Source organism: Vreelandella glaciei (assembly GCF_013415125.1).
GTDB classification, from domain to species: Bacteria; Pseudomonadota; Gammaproteobacteria; order Pseudomonadales; family Halomonadaceae; genus Vreelandella; species Vreelandella glaciei.
In genome coordinates, this window is sequence record NZ_JACCDE010000011.1 from 102,074 (window position 1) to 127,968 (window position 25,895).

Consider the following 25,895-nt stretch of genomic DNA (forward strand, 5'->3'; position numbering starts at 1 on the left):
TGAGCAGAAAATAAGCATTCGAACCCCATACCTTCGTATATCCGATCCAACAACTGGGCGAGACTATGATCGAAGTCAAAAAAGGCCTGGATCTCCCCATCGCGGGAGCGCCCGAGCAGCGTATTGAAGATGCGCGGCCTGTGCGCCACGTGGCAATCCTGGGTACCGACTACGTTGGCATGAAGCCGACGATGGAAGTCCAGGAAGGGGATAAGGTCAAACTAGGCCAATTGCTCTTCACCGACAAGAAAATTGATGGTGTGCGCTATACAGCGCCCGCTGCCGGTGAAGTGCTTGCAATAAACCGTGGCGAAAAACGTCGTTTACTATCTGTTGTGATCAAAGTCGACGAGACTGAGGAAGCGGTTGAATTCGCTGCTCATGACCGTAATGCCTTAACGCAGCTTGAACGCCAGGTCGTTGTTGACCAACTGGTGGAGTCGGGACTCTGGACGGCGCTACGCACGCGTCCTTTCTCGCGCACACCGGCAATCGATAGCACCCCGGCCGATATTTTTGTAACAGCCGTAGATACCCATCCTTTAAGCCCTGACCCTGCACTGATCATTAATGAGCAGCCGCAAGCATTTGAAGATGGCCTCAAGGTGTTAGCGCGCCTGACCGAGGGCAACGTCTTTCTTTGTACAGGGGAAAATGCCTCAATTCCTGGCGGTGAGGTGGAAGGTGTCAAAACCGAAAGCTTTACCGGGCCGCACCCAGCCGGACTAGTGGGCACTCATATTCATTACCTTTCTCCCGTCGCCCTGCATAAACAGGTGTGGCACATCGGCTATCAGGACGTTATCGCGTTCGGTAAGTTCTTTGTCGAAGGGAAGTTGGATATGAGCCGCGTGGTTGCCATTGGTGGCCCGCGTGCTGAAAACCCTCGTTTGGTACGTACCCGCATCGGCGCTAGCACGGATGAACTCCTGACAGAAGAAGTCATCAAACCTGATGACACCCGTGTTATTTCTGGTTCTGTATTTTCTGGCTTTACCGCGGAAGGCAAACTTACCTATCTGGGACGCTTTAGCAATCAAATTAGTCTGATTGAAGAAGGTAATAAGCGCATCTTACTTGGGTGGCTATCACTGGGCGTAGATCGACATTCTGTCCTGGGGATCTATCTTTCCAGAATTAAAGGCTTGCGTAACTACGCACCCACCACATCAACCAATGGTTCAGAGCGCGCGATGGTGCCCGTTGGCTCATATGAAACGGTGATGCCGCTGGATATTATGCCAACTCAGTTACTGCGTTCGCTGATCGTGGGCGACATTGAGGTTGCCATGCAGCTTGGGTGTTTGGAGCTGGACGAAGAGGATCTGGCGCTGTGTACGTACGTTTGCCCCGGCAAATACGAATATGGCCCCATCCTGCGTGACAATCTCACCATGATCGAGAAAGAGGCCTGATGATGGGTATTCAACAAACACTCCAAAATATCGAGCCGCATTTCCACAAAGGCGGAAAGTACGAAAAGTTCTATCCGCTCTTTGAAGCGGTAGATACCATTTTTTACTCACCGCCAAGCGTTGCTAAAACCACCGCCCACGTGCGTGACGGTATCGACCTGAAGCGCATCATGATCACCGTGTGGCTGTGTACCTTCCCAGCAATGTTCTTTGGTATGTGGAACGCAGGCTGGCAAGCAAACACGGCTATCGATGCAGGCTACGCATCAATGGGTGGCTGGCGCGAAGCGATTATGATGACATTGGCGTCAGGTCATGATGCCAGCAGCTTATGGGCTAACTTTGTCCTCGGCGCGACTTACTTCTTGCCAATCTACTTAGTCACCTTTGTGGTGGGTGGTTTCTGGGAAGTGTTGTTTGCCATCAAGCGTGGTCACGAAGTTAACGAAGGGTTCTTCGTTACCTCAGTGCTATTCGCATTGATACTGCCCGCGACCATTCCGTTGTGGCAAGTTGCGCTGGGTATCACCTTTGGTGTGGTAATCGGTAAAGAGATCTTCGGTGGTACGGGTAAGAACTTCTTGAACCCCGCGCTGACTGGCCGTGCATTTCTTTATTTTGCCTACCCCGCGCAGATTTCCGGTGACGCTGTATGGGTTGCCGCTGACGGTTACACCGGTGCTACTGCGCTATCACTGGCGTTCCAAGAGGGTATGACCGCGTTAACGGATACTTTCAGCTGGTGGGACGCCTTCATTGGCTTCATCCCCGGTTCTGTGGGTGAGGTATCGACGCTGGCGATCTTTATTGGTGCTGCAGTGCTGCTGTGGACGCGGATTGCCTCGTGGCGAATCATGCTTGGCGTATTTTTGGGCATGGTGGCTACCAGCACGCTCTTTAATTTCATCGGCTCCGACTCCAATGCGATGTTTGCCATGCCGTGGTACTGGCACCTGGTAATCGGTGGTTTTGCTTTCGGTATGGTGTTCATGGCTACTGACCCGGTGTCAGCATCGATGACCAACCAAGGCCGTTTGATATTTGGTGCGCTGATTGGTGTGATGACCGTATTGATTCGCGTTGTGAACCCGGCTTTCCCGGAAGGCATCATGTTGGCTATCTTATTTGCTAACCTGTTTGCACCGCTGATTGACCATTTCTTCGTCCAGGCCAACATCAAGCGTCGCGTTAAGCGAACCGGCGTACCGGCCGAGGAGACTGCCTAATGGCACAAGGTAACAACTCCATCAAAAAAGTCCTGATTGTGGCGTTTGCACTCTGTATCGTGTGCTCCGTCATTGTCTCGACAGCGGCGGTCGCGTTGCGTCCCATGCAGCAGCTTAATCAGGAACTCGACCGTAAAACCAATATCTTAAACGTTGCCAAGCTTTACGAGCCAGGTATGGACGTTGAAGAGGTGTTTAGCGAAGAGATCACCGCTCGGGTCGTTGACCTGGATACCGGTGAGTATTCTGATGAGTTTGATCCTGATACCTACGATAGCTTTGAAGCTGCCCGTGATCCTGCGTCGGGTCGCACGCTATCCGGTGACCAGGACATCGCAGGTCTATCGCGGGTCGAAAACTACGCCACCGTATACTTGATTGGTGGCGAAGATGATCCGGAACAGATCGTACTCCCCATTCGTGGTCAAGGCCTGTGGGGCTTAATGCGCGGCTTCCTGGCGGTAGAGGGTGATGGCAATACGATTGTCAGTATCACCTACTACGAGCACAGTGAAACGCCAGGCCTGGGTGCTGAAGTAAACAATCCTCGCTGGCAGGCTCAGTGGGAAGGTAAGAAAATTTACGATGAAGAGGGCGACCTCTCACCGGAAATTCACCTGACCAAGGGCGGTGCTAGCGACGAATACGAAGTAGACGCACTATCTGGTGCTACGCTAACCAGTAACGGCGTGACTAACATGCTGCAGTTCTGGTTAAGCGAAGAAGCTTTCGGTCCCTATTTGGCTAAATTCCGCAGCGGTACTGAGCCGGAAGACGCCGAAGAGACCGATACCGACTTCGAAGACGTTGAGGGGGCCTGATCATGGCGGACGTAAATGCAAAAGGTGTTTTAACAGCGCCGATTTTCCATAACAACCCTATTGCGCTGCAGATCCTGGGGATTTGTTCGGCACTAGCGGTAACGACCAGCATGAGTGTGTCGCTGGTGATGGCATTGGCGGTTATTTTTGTAACGTCGTTTTCTAACCTGTTCGTATCGTTGATTAGGAATCATATTCCTTCCTCGATTCGTATCATCGTGCAGATGACCATTATTGCCTCGCTGGTAATCGTGGTAGATCAGATTTTGAAGGCGTATGCCTATGAGATGTCTAAGCAGCTTTCCGTATTCGTTGGCTTGATCATTACTAACTGTATCGTCATGGGACGTGCAGAAGGTTTTGCGATGTCCAACACGCCGGGCATGTCATTTTTAGACGGTATTGGCAACGGCCTTGGGTATGGTTTCGTACTTATGGTGGTTGGCTTCTTCCGTGAGCTACTCGGTTCAGGCAGCATTTTTGGGATCACTATCCTTCAGACCGTTCAAAACGGTGGTTGGTACGTTCCCAATGGCTTGCTGTTATTGCCGCCTTCAGCGTTCTTTATTATTGGTCTACTAATCTGGGTGATGCGTGCCGTTAACCCGGAACAGGTAGAAGAGAATGAGTTCAAAATGAAGGAAAACACCAAGCCCAAGGAGGCCGTGTAACATGGAACATTATCTGAGTCTTTTTGTTGCTTCGGTGTTTGTTGAAAACATGGCACTGGCGTTCTTCCTGGGGATGTGTACTTTCTTGGCAGTGTCCAAAAAAGTCTCCTCAGCGATTGGCCTGGGTATCGCGGTAATCGTTGTATTAACCGTAACGGTGCCGGTTAACAACTTAGTATTCACCTACTTGCTACAAGAAGGTGCGCTAACGTGGACTGGTATCAGTGGTGCTGAAAACATTGATCTCTCCTTCCTTGGGTTGCTCTCCTACATCGGTGTCATTGCGGCGTTGGTACAAATCATGGAAATGTTCCTTGATAAGTACGTGCCGTCGCTCTACAACGCGCTGGGGGTATTCCTGCCGCTGATTACCGTTAACTGCGCCATCCTGGGTGGCGTACTGTTCATGGTAGAGCGTAGCTATAACTTTGGTGAGGCCGTGGTCTATGGCTTCGGTGCAGGCACCGGCTGGGCGTTGGCCATTGCCGCCCTGGCGGGTATCCGTGAAAGGCTGAAGTACAGCGATGTGCCGAGTGGCCTTCAAGGGCTGGGCATTACTTTCATCACCGTGGGGCTAATGTCGTTGGGCTTTATGTCCTTCTCGGGCATTCAGCTTTAATCGGAGCCGGTTTTTCCCAGCGGTGGCAAACACCGCTGGGTAATAGAAACCTCCAGCAATAGGAAACCGACATGGTTGATACAACAGTCATCTTGCTCGGTGTTGTCATGTTCACGGTCATCGTTATTAGCTTGACGGCGATCATTCTGGCAGCGCGCAGCAAGCTTGTGAGTAGCGGGGACGTGACCATTGAGGTCAACGGCGACCCCGAACACACTTTGAAAACCCAGGCCGGTGGCAAGCTGCTTAATACACTTGCTGCTAACGGTATTTTCCTCTCTTCCGCCTGTGGTGGCGGTGGTTCTTGTGCCCAGTGTAAGTGCCGTGTAGAAGAGGGCGGTGGCTCTATTCTGCCGACTGAAGAGTCGCACTTCACTATGCGTGAGAAGAAAGAGGGCTGGCGCCTCTCTTGTCAGGTACCTGTGAAGCAGGACATGAAAGTCGAAGTGCCTGAAGAAGTGTTTGGGGTGAAGAAGTGGGAATGTGAAGTTATTGCCAATCCCAACGTTGCTACCTTTATCAAAGAGCTGAATCTGAAACTGCCTGAAGGCGAAGAAGTTGCCTTCCGCGCCGGTGGCTACGTCCAGCTCGTTGCTCCCCCTTATGATGTCAAATTCTCTGATTTTGATATTGAAGAGGAGTACCGGGGTGACTGGGAAAAATTTGATATGTTCAAAATTTCCCACAAGAACAACGAGGAAGTGATTCGCGCCTACTCCATGGCGAACTACCCGGATGAGAAGGGTATCCTCAAGTTCAACATCCGTATCGCCACACCGCCTCCCGGCACTAATCATCCGCCCGGCCTGATGTCGACCTATGTCTTCAATCTTAAAGAAGGCGACAAGGTGACAGTGATGGGGCCGTTCGGTGAGTTCTTTGCTCGCGATACTGACGCCGAAATGATCTTTATCGGTGGTGGTGCGGGTATGGCGCCAATGCGTAGTCATATCTTTGATCAGCTGAAGCGCTTGAAGTCTGAACGCAAGATCACCTTCTGGTACGGTGCGCGCTCCTGGCGTGAAACCTTCTACAACGAAGAGTACGATCAGTTAGCCGAAGAGTTCCCGAACTTTGAGTGGCACTTGGCGCTTTCTGATCCACAGCCGGAAGATAACTGGGAAGGGCCGACAGGCTTTATCCATAACGTGCTGTACGAAAACTATCTGAAGGATCACCCAGCGCCTGAAGATTGCGAGTACTACATGTGTGGACCGCCGATGATGAACGCCTCAGTTATCAAGCTGCTGCTTGATATGGGCGTTGAGCCGGAAAATATCCTGTTGGATGATTTCGGTGGCTAAACTGTCTGCCTAGAGCTGATAGTTGCTGTAAGCGGGGCTGGCCTTTTGGCTGGCCCCGTTTGTTTATAAACCCTTGTGAAAGGAATGACTTATCACCGCGCTGATAAGAGAGGCTTTGCTAAGGTATAATCACTTTAACGATGGATGACCGTGAGGCACTTATCACGACGACTGTTGTCGTCAGGTAAGGCTAATAATTTAAAAGCAAGGCAATGTAATGCTGGGAGGTTGATATGACGATTTGGCTACTGGTATTCGGTTTTATGGCGCTGATTATGGGTGCGATGGCCGTTGGCGTCATTATGGGCCGCAAACCGATCGCTGGTTCATGCGGTGGTTTGAATCAAATCGGTATGAAGGATGGCTGCGATATCTGCGGCGGCAAAGATGAGGTGTGTGAAGAAGAGAACCGCAAGCGCGGTGGCGCGCGCCGCCGGAGCGACGAGAGTCGTGGTGCCGATTTGGGCTATGACGCTACACGTCGCTAGCAAAACTGCGCTGTATGCAACGGGACGATGATTGATCAAATATAGCAAGGAGACGCAGAGAGCATGGCGGTTCATAATTACGATGTCGTGGTGATCGGTACGGGCCCTGCTGGTGAAAGTGCTGCCATCAACGCTGCAAAGCATGGCAAGCGAGTGGCGATTATTGAGAAGCAGGCGCAGGTAGGTGGTAACTGTACTCACTGGGGTACTATTCCTTCCAAAGCGTTGCGCCATCAGGTCAAACAGATCATGGCGTTCAACACTAACCGTATGTTCCGCGATATCGGTGAGCCGCGCTGGTTTTCTTTCCCGAAAGTGATGGAGCGCTCAAGAGGCACCATCGACAAGCAGGTCGAGATGCGCACTACGTTTTATGCGCGTAATCGTATCGACCTGTTTCATGGCGTCGCTCGTTTTAAGGATGAGCACACGCTGGTGGTTCGTGACCGCCAGGAAGGCATGGAAGAGTTGGTGGCCAAGAAAATTGTCATTGCCACCGGTTCGCGTCCCTATCGCCCGGCGAATATTAATTTCCGCCATCCGCGTATTTACTGCTCCGACACCATTTTAAGCCTTTCGCATACGCCACGCACACTAGTGATTTTCGGGGCAGGGGTCATTGGCTGTGAATACGCGTCGATTTTTTCGGGATTAGGCGTCAAGGTTGATCTCATCAATAACCGAGACAGCCTGCTATCGTTTTTGGATGATGAAATCAGCGATGCGCTCTCCTATCACCTGCGTAAGCACGGTGTATTGGTCCGCCATAATGAAGAGTATGAGAGTGTTGAGGGCGATGAATCGGGCGTCATAGTGCGCCTCAAGTCAGGCAAGAAAATCCGCGCGGATGCTTTTTTATGGGCCAACGGACGTACGGGTAATACCGATAGCCTTGGGCTTGAGAACATTGGCTTGAATGCCAATGGCCGGGGCCAGCTAAGTGTTGATGAGCACTACCGTACCGAGGTGCCCCATATTTATGCAGCAGGCGATGTTATCGGTTGGCCAAGTTTGGCGAGTGCCGCCTACGATCAAGGCCTTAATTCATGCAACGAGCTGCTCGATAAAGAGTATCGCTTTGTCAGTGATGTACCCACCGGGATTTATACCATCCCTGAAATTAGCTCGTTTGGCCCGAATGAGCGTGAGTTAACCGAAGCAAAAGTGCCCTACGAAGTAGGCAAAGCCTTTTTCAAAGATACTGCCCGAGCACAGATCACCGGTGATACCGTGGGGATGCTTAAAATACTTTTCCATCAGGACACCCTGGAAATACTCGGGATTCACTGTTTTGGTGATCAGGCATCTGAGATTCTGCATATCGGCCAAGCAATCATGCAGCAAGAGGGTGAGGCCAATACACTTAACTACTTTGTGAATACGACGTTTAACTATCCCACGATGGCAGAAGCGTACCGTGTAGCAGCGCAGAACGGTTTAAACAGGGTTTTTTGAATCGTTTTGCGCATGGGAGTGCAAAACGCACTCCCAAATAAACGCCTCATGTCTCAAATTCTATCTAGTAGTTGTTTTGCCCGTTCTTGCCATTCCCCTTCACTCGCAGCAGCCTGGGTAAGCGCTGAATGGGCTTTTAGTGGTTTATCTTGCTGAAGCAATATAATCCCCAAGTTGAGCCATGCAGCGCCCATTTTTCTATCAAGCTCGGTTGCTCGCTCAAACGCTGTGCGTGCGTTGTCGGGTTGCTGATCCGCGTAAAATGCGTTGCCCAGGGCAAACTGTCCTATTGCATTAGCAGGATGGTGCGCTTCAAACGCTTGCCAGCTTGAAAGCGTTGCGCGGGGCCCGTGGGACTCTTCGTAAGCACTAATGGCTTCAAGTGCGTTGCGGGCAGTAATACCAGCGGGCAGCGTACCCGGCTCTGCAACGACAAATCCCCAGCGTTCAGTGCGCGCCCAGGTGGCGTCGAAACGACTAAACGACATCGTATGGCGTTCAATTTCGCCACTGCGCAGAATAAGCGTTTCACTAGGCAGGTCGTAGCCAATGGCCACCGCGTAGTGCCACATCGGGTAAATAGGGAGCGATAAATTTTGCATCACCACCACCGGGTCGCCTGCTGCCAAATGGCCTAACAGCGCATCCAGGGTGCCTCGAATGGGATAAGCGAGTTGATCATAACGTCGCACAGTCGCCAGCATTTCTGGTTGTACGCTGCCATCGCGTTCAGGCAAGAACACCTGGGGGATTAGTTGCTCAACGTCTGTTTCGACATCCTGATGGTTGAGCACCATCGCCAGGGTGGCAGGGCCGCACTGAAACTCCGTTTGGGCGTAAAACGGTACGCTGGTGATTTCTGCATGGGGAGGTAGTGCTTGGTAGGTACTCTGTAGCAGTACCGGGTTTCGTGCGCAGCCGCTCAGCAGTAGCAGCATAATAAAAACGCCCGCGAAGCGGGCGTTAGAAAGCATGCTATTCAAAAACGTGTCATTCAAAGACATGCTATTCAAAAACTTAGTGGTCATGAGCTGCCTATCAACGCGTAAACGGATAAACGTCGGTCAGGCCGAGGATATCGGTAATCAACAGAATGATAAAGACGGCAAAGAGGGCGCCGATAACGCCACCACCGGCACCGGCAGGCATCATCTCGAGCTGGTCAGCCATTTGCTTTACTTCAGAATCGCTTAAGGCAGCAACGCGGGCATCTACTTCGTCCAGGTCAACACCCTGTTTTAGCAGTTGATCCTGCACATCGGCGCGGGCCAGGATCTCGTTAATGCGCTCACGGTCAGCGCCAGCATGATCAGCTGACAAAACAGATTGGGTAGAGACTAAATCAATGGATTGAGGTTCAGTAGGAGCCGCTGCAACGGGCAGGCTGGTAATAACAAGCGCCGCAATTAGCAGGGTGGAGAGGTATGCACGCAATGTTTTCATCGTCTTCTTCCTTATAGACTAGTCGGGGGGTGTGGAATGAGTATAGAAACAAATGGTTTGATTTTTAAGCTTAATATGCAAAGTGCTAATTATTTGCACTAATGCGATAGGTCCAGGCGGATTCAGAAAGTAGCCCACGACCACCGGCTATAGTCATTGCCAGATCATGTAGGCCTGGCCACAGCGGTACTGTTGCAGCACCTTTAACGGCTAAATCGAGCCGCTGCGACATTAACAGTAATTTATGCAGGCGCTTCATTGGCAAGCGGCCAATCGCTTTTTGGTAGGCTGGACGACGCTTATCAAAAATCATCGGCTTCTGGCTTTTACAGGCATGTTCAAAGCTTTGGCCTTGATCCAGATGCTGGTGTAGCGAGAGGAGAATGCGCAGCTCCCGGGTAAGTGCCCAAAGCACGATGGGGGCCTCGACCCCTTCACTACGCAATCCATTGACGATACGCGATGCGCGGCTAGGTTCGCCTTTTAGGCAGGCATCGGCCAAATTGAAAACATCAAAGCGTGTGCTGTCTTCAACGCCTTGGGCAATGCTCTCGACGTTCAAGCGCGTGCCCTGCGGGTGAATCAGCGCGAGTTTCTGTAGCTCCTGGTCAGCGGCCAGCAGGTTACCCTCGGTGCGCTCACCCAGCAGGCGAGCTGCATCAAGGTCAATTTGTAAGCCGTGGAGTGACGCGCGATCCCGCAGCCAGTAACCCAACCGGGAAACATCGACAGGCCAGACCGGCACGAATAAGCCTTGCTTATCCAGCGTTTTGAACCAGGCACTTTTCTGCTGCTTGGCATCTATTTTGCCCATACTGATAAGCAAGATGTCATCGCTGTTATCCAGTGTTTCAGCGTACTGCGCTAGCGCTTTGCTACCTTCTTGTCCTAGTTTGTGGTTGCCCAAGCGCAGTTCCATTAGCTTGCTGGTCGCAAACAATGAGAGGTTGCTGGACATTTCCATCAACCGACCCCACGCAAAGTTGGGCTCGACATCGAGTACTTCGCGCTCTTCAACACCCGCCTGGCGAGCTGCGGCTCTTACCGCATCGCAGGCGTCGCGATGCTGTAAGGGTTCATCACCGGCTACGATCACCACGCGGGGAAGCTTTTTTGCCAACGCAGCGGGGAGCTGATCAGCAAATACCTTCACTGCATGCCCTCAACGTAAGTAAGGCGCTCGATGATCCGCTGAGACAGCTGGCGCGCAAGCGTTTGTTCAGCTTCCATCATTAGCGTTTCGCGGTTGAGCAGGTCGTCATCGCTGACCCGAATGCGGGTATCCGTCGATAGCGTTTCATTGTTGATGTGATAGGCATTAGACGCTCGCTCCTGTACCGAGAGGCGAATGCTGAGGGTTAGCTCGTGTTCGCGGCTTGCCCGGCCATCGCCACCCAAGCGACGCTCGGTTAATGCAGGCGTGCCAAGGGTAACCCGCCAGGGTGCATCAGAGGCAACCTGGGTGCCTAGCTGTTGAAGGCGTGAGGCGACCTGCTGAGCGACGGCACTATTGGTGTCGCCCTCTAAGGCCAGGGTTGGCAGGGTAGGCAGCGATGCTTGGCCACGTAGATGAAACCCACAGCCGCTGAGCAACACCGCCGCCGAGGCGGCGATGCTGGCGGTTAGAAATGTACGTCTCTTCATCCGCTCACCACGATGTTGACCAATTTGCCGGGTACCACGATCACTTTACGCACGGTGTTACCTTCAAGATAGCGCTGCACGTTTTCGTGTTCCATGGCGAGTTTTTCGATAGATGCCTTATCGGCGCTTGCGGGCACGTCAAGGCGTGCGCGCAGTTTACCGTTGACTTGCACCACCAGCTCAATGCTATCGCGGGTTAGGGCCGTTTCATCCACGGCAGGCCAAGTCGCTTCAATGGCCGGGCCTGTATGGCCGAGTGCTTCCCACAGGCTGTGGCACATGTGCGGGGTAATCGGCGAAAGCAGCAATACACCGGCTTCCAGCGCTTCACGGCTAACCGCTAAACCAAGTTCAGAGGTGTCGTCGAACTTGCCGATCGCGTTGGAAAGCTCCATGACCGCTGCGATCGCCGTATTGAAGGTAGTGCGGCGACCAATGTCGTCGCTGGCCTTCTTGATGGTCTCGTGGGTTTTACGCCGCAGGGCCTTCTGGTCATCGTTGAGCGTGTCAATGTTGAGCGGCCCTGGCGCACCAGCCGCCAAGTGCTCATTGACCTGACGCCACAAGCGCTTCAAGAAACGGTGGGCGCCCTCTACGCCTGAATCTGACCACTCCAACGACTGCTCGGGCGGTGCCGCAAACATCATAAACAGGCGCACGGTATCGGCACCGAACTTGTCGATCATCGACTGCGGATCAACGCCGTTGTTTTTCGATTTGGACATCTTCTCGATGCCGCCCATCTCTACCGGCTCGCCGTCGCTCATCAAAATAGCGCTGAGCGGGCGGCCTTTCTCATCGCGCCTCACTTCCACATCGGCGGGGTTAAACCACTGCTTGCCGCCGTTATCGGTAGGGCGATAGAAGGTTTCCGCGATCACCATGCCTTGGGTCAGCAGCTGCTGGAACGGCTCATCGGAATCGACCAAGCCGAAATCGCGCATCAGTTTGTGGAAGAAGCGGGCATACAGCAGGTGGAGAATGGCGTGCTCGATACCACCAATGTAGAGGTCAACCGGCAGCCAGTAATTGGCGCGCTCGTCCAGCATGGCTTCAGTGTTATCGGCACAGCAGAAGCGCGCGTAGTACCAGGACGACTCCATAAAAGTGTCGAAGGTGTCGGTTTCACGGGTCCAGCCATCGCCCAGATCAGAGAACGCAGGCATTTTCTTCAGCGGAGAGCCAGAGGCATCAACGGTGACTTCCATCGGCAGTGAGACCGGTAGTTCGTCATCGGTCAGTGGTACGGTTTGACCTTCCGGACCGTATTTGACTGGAATCGGCGCGCCCCAGTAGCGCTGACGGGCAACGCCCCAATCGCGCAGGCGGTAGTTGGTTTTGACTTCACCACGGCCAAGTTCGGCCAATTTAGCGGCGATGGCATCAAAAGCCTGCTCAAAGCCGAGCCCATCAAACTCACCCGAATTCACTACCGTGCCGTATTCGGCATAAGCTGCTTCCGAAACATCGGCGGGTTGGCCGCTTTCGTCGGCGATAACCGGTTTGATGGCGATGCCGTACTTGGTGGCAAACTCCCAGTCGCGCTGGTCGTGGCCGGGTACCGCCATCACCGCACCGGTACCAAACTCCATCAGCACGAAGTTAGCCACGTAAACGGGCACTTCATCACCGGTTAGCGGATGAAGTGCCTTATGGCCAGTGAGCATGCCTTTTTTCTCTTTGGTGGCCATTTCGGCTTCAGAGGTGCCGCCTTTGGCACACTCATCGCAGAAGGCTGCCAGCTCGCTGTTCTGCTCAGCCGCCTGCTTGGCCAGCGGGTGGCCTGCGGCAACCGCGACATAGGTCACGCCTAACAGCGTATCCGGGCGCGTGGTGTACACCGCCAGCGGATCGCAGTCACTGCCGTCTTTCGATTTGATATCAAAAGTGAGCTCAACGCCACGGGATTTGCCAATCCAGTTGCGCTGCATGGTTTTGACCTGCTCGGGCCACTCCACCTTATCCAGGTCCGCCAGCAATTCATCGGCGTAATCGGTAATCTTCAAGAACCACAGCGGGATCTCTTTGCGCTCAACCAGCGCACCGGAGCGCCAGCCGCGGCCGTCGATCACCTGCTCATTAGCGAGGACGGTTTGATCCACCGGGTCCCAATTGACCGTCGACATCTTCTTATACACCAAGCCTTTTTCGACCAGCTTGGTGAAGAACCACTGCTCCCAGCGGTAGTAGCTGGTATCGCAGGTGGCGAATTCACGGCTCCAGTCGTAAGCAAAGCCCAGTGCCTTCAACTGATTGCGCATGTAGTCGATGTTTTGGTACGTCCACTTGGCGGGCGGTACCTGGTTCTGGATCGCCGCGTTTTCCGCGGGCATACCGAAAGCATCCCAGCCCATGGGCTGCATGACATTTTTGCCCTGCATACGCTGGTAACGCGACACCACGTCGCCGATAGTATAGTTACGCACATGGCCCATATGCAGCTTACCGCTGGGATAGGGGAACATGGAGAGGCAGTAGTACTTCTCGCGGTTCGCGTCCTCTACGGCTTTAAAGCACTGATGTTTGTCCCAGTACTGCTGGGCGTCACGTTCGATATCACGAGGGCTGTAGTGTGCGTCCATCGGTTTATTAATGCCTTGGCGTATTCGCCCAAAAGGGGCGCAAAGTGAATGTGAGATGACATCTGTCAGATAAGTGAGGTCGATTGTATCCTATGCGGGTGTATCCTTGAACGGTAAGCCGATGATAGGAAACCGCATGTGTCGACAAAAGGAGAGGCACCATGAGTGAACAACAGAATGACAATCGCCTACGCGAAGGCTACGAACGCTTGCTAGAGCGGATGCAGGGGGGCGCTAACGAGCTAACCTGGGAAAAATTACAGAAGGATCTGGACGACGCGGTCGAGTTTGAATCGGAGCTTGAAGAGTACACCAAAGACGAGCTAGCGCTGCTGCGCGCCTGGGTAGAGCGCGATCTTAAAGATATGCGCTACTTTATGGCGGATACCGGCAAGCAGGTAGCTAGCTGGCTAGGTATCGACATTGACGGGCTTTCCCGCCGCGTGGCGGAATCGCTGCTTTCGATTGCCGACCGCAGCGTGGTGGAGCGCGAACGCTTTGAGGAAGACCTGGAAGCCGCCCGCGCCGACTACTGCGAAGGCGAAATGGCCGCGCCCGGTTTAATGGCCTGCACCCACTGCGATGCACAGGTAATGCTACCCACCGTTTCACGCCTGGAACCTTGCCATCAGTGTGGCCATCGTTACTTCTACCGGTTCCCCAATAAAATCATTGAAACCTGATTCCCTAGGCCACCAGTAAACTGAAGCCTGCGATCGCCCCCAGCGAAAGCAGGCTCATCACCGCCGCATACAGCAGGTTATTTTTCATCATGCGATAACCGCTTACCCCGTAGCGCCCCTGCAGGGAAAGATTGATGCCGGAAAGCGGCCCCACGCTGGTGCCTACCGCCCACGAGCTTAATGCCACAAACGCAAACAGCGTCTGCTCCCCGTTTTGCAGATTAAGTATCGACGCCAACACCGACACGCCAATAATCGGGTGTAGGCCCGCCAACGCGCTTAGCGTAATGGCCGCAAAACTGATCATCGCCTGGGTTGTGCCAAAGCGAGTGAACAGCGTCCAGTCGCTGCCCGCGGCAGCCGTGACCAGTGTCGAAAGGCCAATCGTCAAAAGACCCGCGGCTAAAAACAGCGAAATCTCCCCGCGCATGGCGGGTAAGCGCGTGGTGGTGTGTTGACGAATTCGCCGTAGGGTAAAGCGTGGCCCCTGATGCAAGTTGCTCAGTACGGCAACGCTAGGCAGCAGAAAGGTGATAATGCTGACAATAGTGAGGGTAGGGGTTAGCACAAAGTGAAACAGCATCACCAGCGCGGCCATCCCCACTGGCATCAACAGGCTACGTGGCGCCAGTGAATAGCCATCCACCTCGCTAAGATCAAACCGACGCCGCAACTCCAGCGTGGTTAACAGCCCCGAGAGCATCGCTATAGGAAAGCCCACTATAGCGATTTGTGCATACTCAACCTCGGGCACTAGCGCGATCACCACACCCATCGAAGCAAAAAACGGTGACCAGAGTGCGGCGCTGGAGAGCCCCCGGTTAAGCGCCAACAGCTGCGGTGTCGTCAGCGGTCCTCGCCGGGCCAGCTTATCGCCCACCATAAACACGGTAGACAGATTTAAAATCGTACCCAGGAAGTGAACGCCTAACCAGGTACTCATCACGCCACTGGCACCGGTCACACGCTTACCCGACGCACCTTTAGTGCCTTGCTTACCAATCAGCGAGATAAAGCTAACGCCCACCAGCATCGCCGCTACAAACGAATTGCCCTGCAGCATGGCGGGCCAATCCACCTCAGCGCCATAAACAAACCGCGCCACCAGCAGCATGCCCGCGCCCAGCGCAATCAATACGCCCGCCTGAATGCGCGAGCGCTTTGGAATATCCCGCCAAAGCAGCACAACCGCCGCCCACAGCAAATAGCTCACCGCATGCGCAGTGCTCAACCCGCCAGTAAACCCAATAATTTGCGCGATCAAACCAAGCAGAATCAGCACGCCCGCCAAGCGCTGCCGAGGAATCGTCTCTTGCATGCCAAACCCTTAATAGTGAATTAGCAGGCTAATCGGATTTGCGGAGGAAGGCCAGCAGCAACAGCGTCTCAGCCCTCAACATTGTGGGAGGGAGCTTCAGCGCGCGAAGATTAAGCCGCAATGCTGGCGGTGATGCTGAAATGTAAGAAAGCAACCTTGTCGCGCGTGGTAACGAATATGCGAGGAACGAGCAAATGAGGCACCCGCGGGAGCATCGCGAAACGAAGCCGAACAAAAACCAAGTAATTTTTTCAACTTAAATACAACGCACTTTCTCGCCTCGACACGTGACCTGAGGTGGGTTTGTGAATAAAGTATGATTAATTAGCCAAACACGGTCACAAACGGAGCGTTTTAACGCAGCCCAGATGCACCGGGGCGGTAGCGTGCTTTTCTTTTGACTAGCTTAAAGGGCTGCGCACACCGGCAAATTCCTTCCCTATTACATGTGTATAAATTGGCTTTGTCTCGATACTTTTGTGGCCTAGCAATTCTTGTACTGTGCGAATGTCCGTGCCTTGGCTTAGTAATTGGGTGGCGAAACTGTGCCGTAAGGTATGGCAAGAGCCTGGACGTGGCAATGATGCAGATTTCATTGCCTGCTTCACGGCCTTCTGCACAGCCGATGAATGAATATGATGAAGAACGGCGTTCCCGGCATCATCACAGCATGGGCGGCTGGTAGGAAACAGCCATTGCCAATCTAGGGAAATACCTGCGTTTGGGTACTTACGATCCAGAGCATGAGGTAAAGTTACTTGTATGCGACCACGTGCCAGCCGAGAGGCAAGTTGCCGTTCAGCCGACTCCAATTTGCGCCTCTAACGCGGGAAGACAGACAGCGGGTAATGAGCCATACATCAGGGTTGCCATCAAATTCATAGGCCCAGACAATTGATTTAATACGCGCATAACCTCTTCGTGAGAAAGTACGACAGGTAATCGACGCGGGCGTTTAGCTCGTGAAAAGGTGCCAATATCTCCTAATGGCATATCAAGGATATGGCGATACAGAAATACTAAAGCATTAAGCGCTTGGTTTTGTTTAGCGGCAGCCACATATCGCTCTACGGCAAGGTGCTCCAGAAAGGCCTGCACTTCAGAAGGGCCCATACTGGCAGGGTGACGCACCCCATGATAACGAATGAAGTAACGTATCCAGTAACAGTATGTTTTTTCAGTACGTGGGCTATAGCGCTTTACCCGCATAACAGCTTTCACACGATCCATTATTTTCGGAGGCCTGCTTTGCATATCCATTTGGTGTCTGTCTCCTGATAGTGGATATGCATACAGTATTATTAGGATTTGAAAAATGCGCAAGAATGCGAATTCTGCAAATTTAGCCTAATTAATATTAATTTAAGATCATGTGTTTTGCACAAAAGGTAGGCTACATTTACTAAGTAAACATGCTGGCGCGTTCATCCAATCATAGGACGCGCCGTCTAATATCTGTTATACCTATGTTATCGGGCTTTAGATGGAAATAGAAACTTGGAAATTTATTAACACATTCGCTCCTTGGCTATCTGCGGTCGGAACATTTGCTGCTGTTTCCGTCTCGCTCTACTTGGCGAGATCTGATCGCCCACTAAAGCTTGAGGCGACTGCAGGTCATCGGATAACTGTTGAGCAAGGCAATGGTCCGAAAGAAAAGTTTCCGGAATTTCTTTATATCCAGGTTATTAACACGGGCCATCGCGTCGCAACAGTAACGAATGTAGGCTGGAAGGTTGGCCTCTTTAAGAAACGGCACGCTGTACAAACCGTGCAAAAGGATATGTATTCCAGTGGCATTCCGGTCAAGATTGATGATGGAGAGGAGGCTAAATGGCTTCTATCGTTGGATGTGAAGGATAACTGGATAGAGAGGTTTTCGCACAATTCGCTACGTCCACATCCAAGGTGGAATCTGTGTTGGTTGCGGTTGCAAATACACACCTCTGTTGGCAAAACGTTTGAAGCTAAGGTCGAAAAAAGCCTCAGAAAGAAGCTGCTTGAGGAGTGCAACAAGCAGCAAGGTAAGTCGCCGTCTTAGGTATAACCAAGGGCTGCAGCCGACCGGCTTTCCGCTGTTGCTCCAAACCGGCGGCTGAGCCCAGGCGTTAAGCAGTAAGGATAGAGATGAGTTCGTTTCCAACCTCAGCATTGTTTTTTGCTCTTCTCCCAATGGTCTTGGCAGCTGGTGCTTTTGCTGTGGGGATGGAGTATTTGAAGATTAAAGTTGAGCGAAAAATCAAAGAAAAGCGAGGGGAAACGACTGGCGAGCGAATCGAAAGACTATCCAAGGCTCTAAAAGAATCTATCGCGCTCACAAACGAAATCGAGAGCGAGATTCAGCAGCGCCATTCGATGGCAACCAAATTGCAGGCTGACGTTGAAAGGTTCGAGAAGCTTGCCACCCTTAAAGGGGAAGAGGTTGAAGCGGTAGCTCAAACGCTGCGAGGAGAGCTCCGAGCTGAGAGTTCGAAGTCGTTAATAAGGTCTGCACTAATAAGTTTGTTGTTTTTTGTCGCAGGGGTCGTGGTTACCCTCTATGTTGCTTAACAATCGCTGGCATGGCGATGGCTTTTCCATTGTGGCTTCGCCTACATTCCAAAGCCGCGCATGCTGCGGGCGTTGAGGCTGTAGAAAATCCTTTTGACGCCTAAGCTTGGTAGGATCGGGAAAAACAGATGAGGAGTGGTCAGCACACCGCGCTTCAATCCTTATAACCACGATCAAAATGCCATGGTGGTGATCAACTACTAAGATCAACTCCAACCCGGCACCTTTGAGCACGCAGTGCATTACCTGATCGAGCATAAACTCGACTTATCAGTTTTCCATCCCAAGTACCGTAACGACGCGACAGGTCGGCTGGCCTACGATCCGGCCATCCTGTTGAAGAACATCCTGTTTGCCTACTCCAAAGGCATCACCTCCAGCCGCGAGATGCAGTGGTGTGTGAGACCAACATCATTTTCAAAGCCCTTTCCTGCGATACCGTGCCTCATTTCACCACACTGGCAAGCTTCGTTAGTCGCCATGCTGATGAGATCGAAGCGCTATTCGAACAAGTGCTGCTGGTGTGCCACGAACAAGGCTTACTGGGCAACGAACTCTTTGCGATTGATGGCTGCAAGATGTCCTCCGATGCCTCCAAAGAGTGGTCTGGCACGTTTAAAGAATTGGGTGAGAAGCGAGAGAAGCTGAGAGGCCTGATTCGGCATCACCTACTGGAGCACTACGCGCGTGATGAGGCTGAGACGGAAGCCGATCTGGATAGGGATATCCGACGGGCCAAGACGATTCTCTCGCTAGATGCCGCCATGAATAAAGTAGATCTTTTCCTAAAGACGCACAGCCCAAGGATGGGCCGGGGGAAGCGAATCAAGGAAGTGAAGCGCAATCTGACCGATAACGAAAGTGCCAAAATGACCGCCAGCAAGGGCACGATCCAGGGCTATAACGGCGTCGCCACGGTGGATAGGATAAAAAGCACCAGATCGTCATTGACGCTCAGGCCTTCGGCGAAGGCCAGGAACATCACACCTTGCAGCCCGTACTGGAAACGGTCGAAGCCCGTTTTAAGAAACTGGGCATTGCGGAAAAAATCTACCAGAAAGGCACCATCGTGACCGCCGATACTGGCTTTGCCAATGACAAATTTATAGGGAATAAATTTGACCAGCCGCAGGCTGGCCCGAAGGGCGAGTCTCATGGATGAGACGAGTAAACCCAATATGAAGTATCTGCACGAACAGCAGATCAACGGCTACATCCCCGATAACCAGTTCCGCAGCCGAGATCCGAAATTCGCCGACCAGAAAGACAAATACGGCAAGCGCCATCAGAACCTGCCGGACAAAGGCTGGCGACAGCCGACGCCCGCCAGCGCGTTCCAGTTTGATCCTGTAAACCTAACGTGTATCTGCCCTACCGGTGAAAAGCTGTCCTATCGCGGGCAACGAGACACAGACAATGGCAAGATCCGGGTACACTTTGAAGGGCGTTTGTTGCAATGTCGGCACTGCCCAAAGAAATACCGATGCATGCAGAACCTGAGCTCGGCCGACCATCGCAACGGCGCGGGGCGACAAGTATCTTTTATTATTGAGAACAAATGCTTACCCAATTACACCGACTGGATGAAGCTCCTAGTTGATAGCCCCAAGGGCAAAGAAATTTACAGACATCGTATGTCAGTCGTGGAACCCGTCTTTGGCAACATTGGCACAACGAAAAGACTGAACCGCTTCAGCCTTCGGGGTAAGAAAAAAGTGCAAGGTCAGTGGCAGCTCTATTGCTTAGTGCACAATATTGAGAAGTTAGCGAATTACGGTAACTTAGCCGCGTCATGAAGGGCTTAGAGTGGGATAAGTTGCTTTCTAAGAATAAACGGCCGTCTTCAGCAAGCTTTAGCTGGGCGCTCAAGTGGCTAAATGCCGATATTAAGCTTACTCAGCCAGGTGACCGGCTGGGTAAATGAAAAAGGACAACAGGCGGTGGAAACGGCTCGAAAACGGGTTTTTCTACAGCCTCGTTATGTGCAATAAAACGGGAGGCTTGAGTGGCTAAAGGTGGAACCAAGATATACTGCCCAAATTGCAAAGAGTTCAGCGTTTGCAAAGCAATGTCTCCAACCGCACTCGGAGAGCCAAAAGCACAGAGATGGTATAGAACTGATCATCAAGATATTTCGTGGTTTCGACGGGCCAGAGCATGCGTTAGTTGTAAAAAAACATTTTTGTCGGCCGAACTTGATGAAAAGTTATTAGAGGAATTGATTCAGTTAAGAGAGAAATTGGCAAAGAAGCATCAGGTTATTGCTCAAAGAATCCGCTCTGTAAGACCATGGCTAGTTAGAACTGAAACAGTTCCGCTAGATTATGCAAAAGAATTCGTAAGAAAAAGCGCTTGGTGGCATACGCATTCGTCAGGAAATCCTGTTCGTGCTCCAAATCACGCAAAACGCATATATGAATCACATCATGGCTGGGTTATAGATTTTGGGGCAAACACCTTTTTGGTTGGCAAAGCAATCGAAAGATGTAATAACGAAATCAATAGATACATTGATGCAGCGGCGCAGGGTGATCTTCCAGGTATAGATGATTTAAATTCAAAACTCAAAATGCACATTCGTGGAGCTGTCGCTAACAATGATGGATATGAATACGAAGGATACTACCCATTAGAAGGGCAAGATATGATGTTTGGCGCTCAATCGATTGATGTAAATGACGGTGTTGAGTATGTTCTCCAAAAATCAGGAGTTTCAGAATTAGTGAGCAGCACATAATCGGGTAGCCGGGGGTTTCTAGCCCCCAGCCCCCACAACACCCTGCATGCGGATCCGCACAGGGCGTTTCACTCAGTAGTGAAGCTTGATCCATCCATCGCGCAGTGACACCAAACCGGCTTTCTTCAGGTATTCATCCGATAGTGCTTGGTTGATACCCGGTGTTTTGGAGCTACGCCAAGGGCCTTTACTGGTGATACCACAGGCAACGGCGGCCTGCACCCGAACGCCCAGACTGATTAAGTTTCTTACCTTGGTGCGGGGTTTCCGCCATTGCCGCCAGTAGGCCATACCGACTCGTCGGCGTATCCAGTGATCAAGCTCGTAACACTCTTGATAACAGTTGGCGATGGCAAAGTAATTGATCCAGCCTGCAATGTACTGGCTGGTCTTAAAGAGCTGGTATCTCATGCTGACGCCCCAGTTTCGGTTGGTGAGCTGCCGAATTCTCTGCTTAAATTTCAGCAGGGTTTCCGGATGCCATTTGATTCGCCCGTTCTTGAACGTGAAGCCCAGAAACTTGCTTTCATTGACACTCACCACCTGGCTTTTGTCGGTGTGGATCACCAGCGACAAGCGGTTTTCAATAAAGCGGGTAATGCTTTTCAGCACCCTTTCCCCAGCACGTTGGCTTTTGACCAGAATGATGAACTCATCAGCATAGCGTGCAAAGGGATGGCCGCGCTTTTCCAGTTCTTTGTCCAGAGGATCGAGCATGATGTTGGCCAGCAAAGGGGACAGAGGCCCGCCTTGAGGAACACCTTCTCTTGTCTCCTGGAAGAGCTGGTTATCGATAACCCCAGCTCGAAGATACCGAGCGATCAGTTGCTTCAGTCGCTTATCGTGAACCTTGCGGCTCAGTAATGACATCAACAGATCATGATTCCTCGATCAAAGAACTTGGACAGATCGACATCCACGGCAATACGCCGTTTCTGCTTGATGATCTGTTGCACCTGCTTAACCGCCTGGTGTCCATTTCTGCCCGGCCTGAACCCAAAGCTATTGGGTGAGAAGGTCGGGTCGAAGACCGGAGGGAGCACCTGAGCAATGGCTTGTTGTAAGACTCGATCAATCACCGTTGGAATACCCAGCAATCGCTTGCCGCCATCGGGTTTATCGATCTCAACACGCCTAACTGGTTGTGGGTAGTAGCGACCGCTAAGAAGCTAGTCTTTTACCGTGTCCCACTCATCGGATTTCACCCAGGCCGGGAATGCCTCAATCGTCATCCCGTCCACCCCAGCGGCTCCTTTATTGGCTCGAACCTGTTTCCATGCCAGCTGCAAATTAGCAGGCAATAGAAACTGCTCGAATAGACTGTTGCTAAAGGCTGGCTTCGATTCAGCACGCTGAGTCGTGTCATTGCCGGTCGGCATTCGCGTACTCAAGTGTGACAAGGCTCCTCCTTTCTCTGAATGTTCAGGCCTTCACCCTGTCCTGCCCATTACGGCAGGCGTTTGGCTACTATGCCTTCTGCTGACTTCTGCTTAATCACGAGCAGGGTTGCCCTAGTTCGCGCTATCGGTTTTCATCGGTTTGCTCTTCTCAGTTGATGAGACTGAGAAGCCCAGGCACTTATAGACCAGAGCCTGACTGGTTAGCTGACCGATCGCTGGTTAAGCAGATCTCCCCAGATAAGGACATGAACTTTCACTGCGCAACTGCATCATTTACGGTGGCCGTTAGATCACCTGGCTTCGTTGTCTTGTGCCAACTCGCCTCCATCCTACGCCTCATATGATGTTCTTGTTCATCAGCTCGCAGTTTTGCTAGCGGCTTCCTCCCGACAAGGCCTCACGGCCTTGCCCTTGCCGTTCGCTAGTAGTTGTCGTTTACTAAGCTGATTCAGCGCGGCAAACGGTGATCTTCCTACAGAGGACTTTCACCTCATCAGTTCATGCCCATGCTGGGCGTACACAAAGCCATCAATTTGACCGTCTTACGCTGCGCTTCAAGCGGCAAATTATGGCGGCGTTCGGAGTCTTAGTGCTATGCCCAAGAGCAAGAACCGTAGAAAGAAATCACGCAGTGGTAAAAACCGGACACCAATCTCCGGTCATACGCGCGTCGGAAAACAACTACTTCCGCCATTCGCAAAGATGGAGGGCAAAGTTGTGTTTTCCTCATGGACAAACGAGCGAATGCCGGAAATGATTTGGGCCGTCACTGTCCGGGCCATAGACGATCAAGACTTTGCCATTTTCCAGTTTCGACGGATCATTAATTTCATCGGGAACCATGAGCGAAGTGAGGAACTCTCCGACCTAACCCACACTGGCATCTCAAAGATGGATGTTGCACTTCGAACTGAGCTCATCGCGTGTATAACCGACCATCCAGCCATAGCTGAGGCCTTGACAATTCTCAGGCTATTCAACGATCTGCCAGCTGCTACTAATTGGATGGTCTGTATTCCTGAACTCGCTCCGGACATTGAATTGCTGATGACAGCCGTAGGCCAAAACTTGTGGCACCAGTCGCAAGAAGCAACGGATTGCCGGTGGCTGCGATTGATGGCGCAGCTTGCTGCTGGCAAGCTTCATGTCCCTCGTGAAATGGCTGAAGAATGGATTGGATATCCAGACGTCGGCAATCAGAGGTCGGTGAGGCCCAGTATAAGAGCGATGGAGATTGCCCCGGCGTCAATGGATCCTCCGGATACTACCTGGGCTGATTCGTTCTGGCTCGAAACTTGGCATAACACCCCATGCCTTGTCCTCAATCACGATGCTGTTGTAAATCCTCCGACCGCACCAGTCACACGGACTGCCATCTCCGATCTCTTAGGAAAATTGGAGGAGCATTGGCAGGGCACTCATTCCACAACATCGGTAGATGCGCGTCACGATTCTGTCTTTGGTATCGCGTTTTACGCGCTCCGGCTGATTGATGAGCTATTGGGTGTCGGGGTCGGCACTGGAATTTTGGGACGTTTGGGGTTACGAACTTTACTTGAAGCCTATGTAAGCCTTCACTATCTCCTTCATAAAGACGAGGATGCGCTATGGAAGAAGTGGCGAGCTTATGGAGCCGGGCAGGCCAAGCTGAATGCACTACGCTTTGATGCAGATATGGAGCCCCCCAAATTCATCAATATCGATTGGATTGAACAAATCGCAGGTGAAGATATTTGGGAGGAATTCTTGAATATTGAACTAGGCAGCTGGAGCGGCTTAGATTTGCGAAAACTCAGTGAGCGGTCCGGATGCAAGGAGCAATACGACACTCACTATTCTTGGACTTCTGGATATGTTCATGGAACTTGGGGGCCGGTGAGGGAAGCATCATTCACCACATGTGGCAACCCGTTGCATAGGATGCACAGATACCCTGACCAAAAACCTTTGCCTGACACTGTCAGTGATGCCGCCGACCTAGTAAACAGGATTCTGGATGATCTAGATGCGGCGTATCCAGGATTTTCACATAGGATTTCGGAGCAATGATCGACCAGACGCCGAATACCTGTTATGACGCTCAGCAGATCTGCGGGAAACAATCAGAAAGGAGTTCGGGAAAGGTGATACGTAATTTTTATACTTGCGATAAAGAAGTGGATGAAAATAGTCATGATGGAGAAGGATCAATAGACATCTATCGTGCGTTCAGGCGTAAAGATTTTGATGGTGCTTGGGATTTCGCTATTCGTGTTGTCATGCCACCGGGCAGCTCCATGGGCGAGCATACTCATGGAGACGATGAAGAAATGTATATCATTTTGAAAGGTGAAGGCACTATGACCATTGAAGGTGAGGAAAGAAAAGTGGCTTCAGGAGATATGATCGTTAATAAACGTTTTGGCACCCATGGTTTGGTTAATACATCGAACAATGAAATTGAGTTACTAATCATTCAAGCAAGTCTAAAGTAAATCGCCATAACAAAGCGTTTAAGGCAGATTCGCAACGCTCGGCATTTTTGGTTTGAATCAGCTTAAGTGTTTACGGCACAGTAGGTTAGGTTCAGTTGTGGCGTTGCTCACTACTTAACGCCGCGTTAAGTGCCTTTTTGGTTTGGCAAGGGAGAAATATTCTGATTAGTATAGTATTTGGTGCGGGAGCAAGTTTTGGTTCAGGCGGGTGCTTACCAAAAAATCCTCCATTGGGAAATGACTTATTCAATGATCTTGAAAACTTGAATGGTGCATTTTATAGACTCAGTTCTGATTCAAAAGCAGTATTCAGAACCTATGGATTTAAAGCAGGTATGGCTACCGTTGCTGATGACAGCCGACTCATTAATCCACTTCAAAAGGAGTTGGCTTGCTACTTGTCAAAATTTTCTACTAGGCCAGACAATGCTTATGTACGTTTATTTAATAAACTACGAAACTGCATGGAACAGATAAATATCACAATTTTAAATTATGATTTATTGATAGAAAAATCCCTAGCTAGGAATGGCTTTAACGTGGATTATAATGCTGGCGATAATGGAATTAACTTATTGAAGCCACATGGTTCATCTAATTTTCTACCACAACTTCCTAATGGCATGGTTATGTCAGGGAATACAATGATAGGTTGTGGAACGTATGTGGAAGGTTTAGAGACTAAAGCTGTATCGACTGCCCATGAAGTAGAGACTTGGTGTAATGACCAAAAAACTCTGACTTGAGCCCCGTTTTAGCTATGTATGCAGAGGGAAAGCGTGTAGTTGTAAATAGAGAGTTGACTAAGAATACACAAAATAGATATTCTGAAATTATTGCTACCTCAAGTTTAGTTGTTCTTGTTGGTATAAAATATATAGCTCATGACGCACACATATGGGAACCAATTGAGCAAGCTCGACCAAACCTTTTAATAGTAGATCTGAATCGCCCCGGGTTTCGTAGACACCTCTAGGCCTTATACTAAAGGTACCTAGGAGGATCCATGAGCCATCCCCGTTACACTGAAGAATTCAAAATCGAAGCCGTTAAACAGGTGGTAGA

28 protein-coding genes and 1 pseudogene are annotated in these 25,895 nt (G+C 51.4%); 18 read left to right on the forward strand and 11 right to left on the reverse strand.

The window, feature by feature from the left end:
• Positions 1-65 precede the first annotated feature (65 nt).
• The 8 genes from HZS80_RS09420 (at position 66) to sthA (ending at position 7,999) form a co-directional block, all read left to right on the forward strand.
• Positions 66-1,415: a Na(+)-translocating NADH-quinone reductase subunit A gene (locus HZS80_RS09420; RefSeq protein WP_179915913.1), complete on the forward strand. Its 1,350-nt coding sequence runs from the start codon at positions 66-68 to the stop codon at positions 1,413-1,415.
• Entirely contained in the window at positions 1,415-2,641 is a 1,227-nt protein-coding gene (locus HZS80_RS09425; RefSeq protein ID WP_179915914.1) for an NADH:ubiquinone reductase (Na(+)-transporting) subunit B, read from the forward strand. The genes HZS80_RS09420 and HZS80_RS09425 overlap by 1 nt, the downstream gene beginning before the upstream one ends.
• Positions 2,641-3,462, forward strand: coding sequence for a Na(+)-translocating NADH-quinone reductase subunit C (locus HZS80_RS09430; protein WP_035557280.1), 822 nt, complete (start codon positions 2,641-2,643; stop codon positions 3,460-3,462). Before HZS80_RS09425 ends, HZS80_RS09430 begins: the two co-directional genes overlap by 1 nt.
• A 2-nt stretch (positions 3,463-3,464) precedes the next feature.
• On the forward strand, positions 3,465-4,133 hold the full coding sequence (locus HZS80_RS09435) for an NADH:ubiquinone reductase (Na(+)-transporting) subunit D (RefSeq protein ID WP_035557283.1): 669 nt from the start codon (positions 3,465-3,467) through the stop codon (positions 4,131-4,133).
• 1 nt (position 4,134) lies between these two features.
• The gene (gene nqrE, locus HZS80_RS09440; RefSeq protein WP_008956590.1) at positions 4,135-4,752 is read left to right on the forward strand and encodes an NADH:ubiquinone reductase (Na(+)-transporting) subunit E; all 618 of its coding nucleotides are present in this window, start codon (positions 4,135-4,137) and stop codon (positions 4,750-4,752) included.
• Between the two features lie 71 nt (positions 4,753-4,823).
• Positions 4,824-6,056 carry an NADH:ubiquinone reductase (Na(+)-transporting) subunit F gene (gene nqrF / locus HZS80_RS09445; protein ID WP_035557287.1) on the forward strand — a complete coding sequence of 411 codons (1,233 nt, stop codon included), beginning with the start codon at positions 4,824-4,826 and terminating at the stop codon, positions 6,054-6,056.
• Between the two features lie 233 nt (positions 6,057-6,289).
• Positions 6,290-6,544 carry a (Na+)-NQR maturation NqrM gene (nqrM, locus tag HZS80_RS09450; protein WP_179915915.1) on the forward strand — a complete coding sequence of 85 codons (255 nt, stop codon included), beginning with the start codon at positions 6,290-6,292 and terminating at the stop codon, positions 6,542-6,544.
• A gap of 63 nt (positions 6,545-6,607) precedes the next feature.
• Positions 6,608-7,999, forward strand: a complete 1,392-nt coding sequence (sthA, locus tag HZS80_RS09455) for a Si-specific NAD(P)(+) transhydrogenase (RefSeq protein ID WP_035557293.1) — start codon at positions 6,608-6,610, stop codon at positions 7,997-7,999.
• A gap of 53 nt (positions 8,000-8,052) precedes the next feature.
• On the opposite strand, the gene HZS80_RS09460 is transcribed toward sthA, so the two are convergent.
• From HZS80_RS09460 to leuS, 5 genes are all read right to left on the reverse strand, one after another.
• Entirely contained in the window at positions 8,053-8,937 is an 885-nt protein-coding gene (locus HZS80_RS09460; RefSeq protein ID WP_246361839.1) for a PA2778 family cysteine peptidase, read from the reverse strand.
• 100 nt (positions 8,938-9,037) lie between these two features.
• Positions 9,038-9,442, reverse strand: a complete 405-nt coding sequence (locus HZS80_RS09465) for a PA2779 family protein (RefSeq protein WP_035557295.1) — start codon at positions 9,440-9,442, stop codon at positions 9,038-9,040.
• Positions 9,443-9,527: 85 nt separating this feature from the next.
• Positions 9,528-10,595 carry a DNA polymerase III subunit delta gene (gene holA / locus HZS80_RS09470; protein WP_179915916.1) on the reverse strand — a complete coding sequence of 356 codons (1,068 nt, stop codon included), beginning with the start codon at positions 10,593-10,595 and terminating at the stop codon, positions 9,528-9,530.
• A complete protein-coding gene (locus HZS80_RS09475; RefSeq protein ID WP_179915917.1) occupies positions 10,592-11,086 on the reverse strand; it encodes an LPS-assembly lipoprotein LptE in 495 nt (164 codons plus the stop codon). The genes holA and HZS80_RS09475 overlap by 4 nt, the downstream gene beginning before the upstream one ends.
• Positions 11,083-13,668, reverse strand: a complete 2,586-nt coding sequence (gene leuS / locus HZS80_RS09480) for a leucine--tRNA ligase (protein ID WP_179915918.1) — start codon at positions 13,666-13,668, stop codon at positions 11,083-11,085. Before leuS ends, HZS80_RS09475 begins: the two co-directional genes overlap by 4 nt.
• A gap of 161 nt (positions 13,669-13,829) precedes the next feature.
• Here leuS and HZS80_RS09485 point away from each other — a divergent pair, with 161 nt between their 5' ends.
• The gene (locus tag HZS80_RS09485; RefSeq protein ID WP_179915919.1) at positions 13,830-14,351 is read left to right on the forward strand and encodes a zinc ribbon-containing protein; all 522 of its coding nucleotides are present in this window, start codon (positions 13,830-13,832) and stop codon (positions 14,349-14,351) included.
• Between the two features lie 4 nt (positions 14,352-14,355).
• Here the strand turns inward: HZS80_RS09485 and HZS80_RS09490 are convergent, their stop codons facing one another.
• From HZS80_RS09490 to HZS80_RS23450, 3 genes are all read right to left on the reverse strand, one after another.
• Complete coding sequence (locus HZS80_RS09490) at positions 14,356-15,669, reverse strand: hypothetical protein (RefSeq protein ID WP_179915920.1); 1,314 nt, start codon at positions 15,667-15,669, stop codon at positions 14,356-14,358.
• 401 nt (positions 15,670-16,070) lie between these two features.
• Complete coding sequence (locus HZS80_RS23975; RefSeq protein WP_340162615.1) at positions 16,071-16,265, reverse strand: tyrosine-type recombinase/integrase; 195 nt, start codon at positions 16,263-16,265, stop codon at positions 16,071-16,073.
• A gap of 202 nt (positions 16,266-16,467) precedes the next feature.
• Positions 16,468-16,929 (reverse strand): phage integrase N-terminal SAM-like domain-containing protein, encoded by a 462-nt coding sequence (locus HZS80_RS23450; protein ID WP_246361843.1) that lies wholly within the window; start codon positions 16,927-16,929, stop codon positions 16,468-16,470.
• Between the two features lie 223 nt (positions 16,930-17,152).
• On the opposite strand from HZS80_RS23450, the gene HZS80_RS09500 reads away from it, so the two are divergent.
• The 6 genes and pseudogenes from HZS80_RS09500 (at position 17,153) to HZS80_RS09515 (ending at position 20,956) form a co-directional block, all read left to right on the forward strand.
• Positions 17,153-17,710 carry a hypothetical protein gene (locus tag HZS80_RS09500; RefSeq protein WP_179915921.1) on the forward strand — a complete coding sequence of 186 codons (558 nt, stop codon included), beginning with the start codon at positions 17,153-17,155 and terminating at the stop codon, positions 17,708-17,710.
• 86 nt (positions 17,711-17,796) lie between these two features.
• Positions 17,797-18,219 carry a hypothetical protein gene (locus HZS80_RS09505; protein ID WP_179915922.1) on the forward strand — a complete coding sequence of 141 codons (423 nt, stop codon included), beginning with the start codon at positions 17,797-17,799 and terminating at the stop codon, positions 18,217-18,219.
• 237 nt (positions 18,220-18,456) lie between these two features.
• A pseudogene (locus tag HZS80_RS24245) lies at positions 18,457-18,552 on the forward strand (transposase); the annotation flags it as partial.
• Between the two features lie 62 nt (positions 18,553-18,614).
• A complete protein-coding gene (locus HZS80_RS23455; protein WP_246361845.1) occupies positions 18,615-19,292 on the forward strand; it encodes a hypothetical protein in 678 nt (225 codons plus the stop codon).
• An 81-nt stretch (positions 19,293-19,373) separates the two neighbouring features.
• Positions 19,374-20,015 (forward strand): transposase, encoded by a 642-nt coding sequence (locus HZS80_RS23460; protein WP_246361847.1) that lies wholly within the window; start codon positions 19,374-19,376, stop codon positions 20,013-20,015.
• A 209-nt stretch (positions 20,016-20,224) separates the two neighbouring features.
• Positions 20,225-20,956, forward strand: a complete 732-nt coding sequence (locus HZS80_RS09515) for a hypothetical protein (RefSeq protein ID WP_179915923.1) — start codon at positions 20,225-20,227, stop codon at positions 20,954-20,956.
• 72 nt (positions 20,957-21,028) lie between these two features.
• On the opposite strand, the gene HZS80_RS23835 is transcribed toward HZS80_RS09515, so the two are convergent.
• The 3 genes from HZS80_RS23835 to HZS80_RS23475 form a co-directional block, all read right to left on the reverse strand.
• On the reverse strand, positions 21,029-21,826 hold the full coding sequence (locus HZS80_RS23835) for a reverse transcriptase domain-containing protein (RefSeq protein WP_281372580.1): 798 nt from the start codon (positions 21,824-21,826) through the stop codon (positions 21,029-21,031).
• Positions 21,826-22,035, reverse strand: coding sequence for a reverse transcriptase domain-containing protein (locus tag HZS80_RS23840; RefSeq protein ID WP_281662231.1), 210 nt, complete (start codon positions 22,033-22,035; stop codon positions 21,826-21,828). Before HZS80_RS23840 ends, HZS80_RS23835 begins: the two co-directional genes overlap by 1 nt.
• Before the next feature lie 90 nt (positions 22,036-22,125).
• Complete coding sequence (locus HZS80_RS23475) at positions 22,126-22,356, reverse strand: hypothetical protein (protein WP_246361849.1); 231 nt, start codon at positions 22,354-22,356, stop codon at positions 22,126-22,128.
• A gap of 594 nt (positions 22,357-22,950) precedes the next feature.
• Between HZS80_RS23475 and HZS80_RS09525 the strand changes: the two genes are divergently transcribed.
• The 3 genes from HZS80_RS09525 to HZS80_RS09535 all read left to right on the forward strand — a co-directional run bounded on the left by HZS80_RS09525 (position 22,951) and on the right by HZS80_RS09535 (position 25,576).
• Complete coding sequence (locus HZS80_RS09525; RefSeq protein ID WP_179915924.1) at positions 22,951-24,405, forward strand: DUF5677 domain-containing protein; 1,455 nt, start codon at positions 22,951-22,953, stop codon at positions 24,403-24,405.
• A gap of 74 nt (positions 24,406-24,479) precedes the next feature.
• Positions 24,480-24,830, forward strand: coding sequence for a cupin domain-containing protein (locus HZS80_RS09530; protein WP_179915928.1), 351 nt, complete (start codon positions 24,480-24,482; stop codon positions 24,828-24,830).
• Positions 24,831-24,967: 137 nt separating this feature from the next.
• Positions 24,968-25,576 (forward strand): SIR2 family protein, encoded by a 609-nt coding sequence (locus tag HZS80_RS09535; RefSeq protein WP_218927655.1) that lies wholly within the window; start codon positions 24,968-24,970, stop codon positions 25,574-25,576.
• Positions 25,577-25,895: the final 319 nt, after the last annotated feature.